Below are 2338 nucleotides of genomic sequence, written 5' to 3'. Positions count from 1 at the left end.
GAGGCGGGTGCGTCTCTACACTGGAGAATCTAAAAGGAACTGTAGAAAAAGTGCAGAAGGCTGTCATTGCGAGCCCAGATGGGCTTCGTCGTCCATAGGACTCCTCGCAATGACTTCAAAAGGGCTTTTCATCACGCCCTAAAAGGGTCACACCACGTTTTATGAGAGAAAAGTTTCTACCCTTCATCTTAAAATTCACTGTAATCTCTTTGGTTTTATTCGCCCTCTGGTATTGGAAAGGTGAATATTATTATTTCCTTTTCTTCAACTCCACTATCCCCCCATTTCTAAGATTCTTCGGAATAGAACTAATCCTTCTCCCCCTCTTAGTACCATTGTTTTACAACTTTATACCCTTCATCTCCCTTATCTTAATCATCCCTGGCATAAAATCTCGCAGGATATTGCAGAAACTTTTATTAGGACTTCTTTTAATATTTATCTGGCAGATATTATTAGCTGAATTCCTTTTTTTAATCCACGGGGAATCCAATACCCCATCTGATGCTGGCTTAACTTTATCTTTAATACTCTATTTTTTAAACTGGTGCACCCCTTTTATCTTGTGGCTTATTTTAGCCCGAAAGAGCCTTTATGCCTGGTTTACATCCAAGTAAAAAATTCACAGCTGATTATTACTGATTAAACGGATTTCTCTAACTGATTCATCAGCTTAATCAAATTAATCAGCTGTGAGGAAGTCGGAAAAGCGAGGCTAAAGTCTTCTCCATGACCCTGCGGACAAGACCTTGAGGCCTTGCCCTATAAAAATAAAAAAACCTGCCGAGCCCTAAATGCTCGGCTACGCAGGGGAAAAAAATGGAAGTTTTCGTAGCGCGCCCGCCAAAGAGGCGGATTAGGTTCGCTTTGCGAGGTTGAAAATCGTAAGACCTTGACAGCCTGGCACTACGGAATTAAATGAATGTTCGTTGCCACGGGAGTGGCAACGTTACATATTTCAAAAAATCATCCCAAATCCTCTAATTCATGCAACACCAGGGAGGAAAAGACAATCCCGGCGGTTTCGGAGCGAAGTCTTCTGGGCCCTAATGAGACCGGGATAATTCCGGATTTGAGGGATAAATCCAATTCCTCCTGAGTAAACCCACTTTCAGGACCAACTAAAAGTAAAACTTTCTTTAATCTTTTCTTCGCTTCAAGAATTTCTTTCAAGAATTTTGAACCTTTAGTCTGACAGGCAATAAGAGCCAAATCATAATCCTTGACGTTAGTTAAAAGTTCTTGAAATGATACCGGATTCTGGATTTCTGGCAGCTTTGAGCGTAAAGATTGCTTCATCCCGCTTATGGCGATTCTTTTCCACCTGTTCACCCGCGAAACCCCTTTAAAATCCTTTTCCAGTTTGATCAAGCTTTTCCCGGTTATAAGGGGAATAATCGAAGATACGCCGATCTCAGTAACCTTTTCCACTAAAAAATCCATCCTCACCCCTTTGATTAAAGCCTGGGCTAAGGTTAGATGAGTTAAAGGCTCGTTCTCTTTTCTGGTCTGGCTGAGGATTTTACCCTGAACCCAATCCTTTCCTGTGGCTGTGATCTGAACCTGATATTTTATCCCCTCCCCATCCACCACCTCTATAATTTCTCCTTCACCTTTCCTCAATACTAAACAAATGTGCTTAGCCTCCTCCCCCTCGATTCTGAGAGAATCTTTCCCTACATTTTTTGGTTCAACATAGAAATAAGTGATCATATACTTTCTCTCTACTTTGAAAATATCAGACTTGCAGGGCTGGGAGCCCTGCCTACGAGTAAAAAAACATATTGATTCTCGTAGGTCGGGCACCCCTGCCCGACATTTTTCTTTCTTCAGAGACTTCTCATTTAACTTTTTCTACCACAAAACAAACCCATCCTTTTTCAGAGAGAATCTCTTTTAACAAAACCTTTTTTGAAAGAAAAAACTTCTCCATCTCCTTTTTCTCTTCAGTTTGAATTCCGGATAAGATGAAAATCCCTCCTTTTTTCAAAACTCGATTCATTCCCTCAAAGAACTTCACTATCTGGGTCTTGGTCAAGTTGGCAACGGTCAAATCGAAACTGTCATCCGGTATTTTGCTGCTCAAAGTCCCCAATTTTAAATCGATTATTTTTTGAACTTTGTTCCTCTTAATATTTTCTCGTGCATTGCTGACCGCATCCGGGTCAATATCCAGAGCCAGCACATAAGAAGCGCCCAATTTAGCCGCCGCGATAGCCAGTATACCGCTTCCGGTCCCCAGGTCTAAAACCCGGTCACCAGTTTTTAGATATTTCTCTATTGCTTTCAAACAGAGCCTGGTAGTGGAGTGTTCTCCGGTTCCGAAAGCCATCTTGGG

The 2338-nt window shown here is 41.7% G+C and carries 3 protein-coding genes; 1 reads left to right on the top strand and 2 read right to left on the bottom strand.

Going from position 1 to position 2338, the window contains the following annotated elements; all coding sequences use genetic code 11:
- Positions 1-161: 161 nt before the first annotated feature.
- Positions 162-617, top strand: coding sequence for a hypothetical protein (locus tag MUP17_04165; protein MCJ7458169.1), 456 nt, complete (start codon positions 162-164; stop codon positions 615-617).
- Between the two features lie 349 nt (positions 618-966).
- Here MUP17_04165 and MUP17_04160 read toward each other — a convergent pair whose 3' ends face one another.
- A complete protein-coding gene (locus tag MUP17_04160; protein MCJ7458168.1) occupies positions 967-1713 on the bottom strand; it encodes a 16S rRNA (uracil(1498)-N(3))-methyltransferase in 747 nt (248 codons plus the stop codon).
- Between the two features lie 127 nt (positions 1714-1840).
- Positions 1841-2338 (bottom strand): 50S ribosomal protein L11 methyltransferase (locus MUP17_04155; GenBank protein ID MCJ7458167.1); only part of this gene is annotated, 498 nt, incomplete at its 5' end.

It is taken from the genome of Candidatus Zixiibacteriota bacterium, from assembly GCA_022865345.1.
In the GTDB taxonomy this organism is placed as follows: Bacteria; Zixibacteria; MSB-5A5; order MSB-5A5; family RBG-16-43-9; genus RBG-16-43-9.
The sequence above is the reverse complement of the archived record's forward strand: the minus strand, read 5'-3'. Positions and strand labels throughout refer to the sequence as shown.

What these genes read in the sequence shown, in the direction of transcription:
- MUP17_04165 (MCJ7458169.1), top strand. Translation starts at nt 162, where the DNA reads ATGAGAGAAAAGTTTCTACCCTTCATCTTAAAATTCACTGTAATCTCT.
- MUP17_04160 (MCJ7458168.1), bottom strand. Translation starts at nt 1,713, where the DNA reads ATGATCACTTATTTCTATGTTGAACCAAAAAATGTAGGGAAAGATTCT.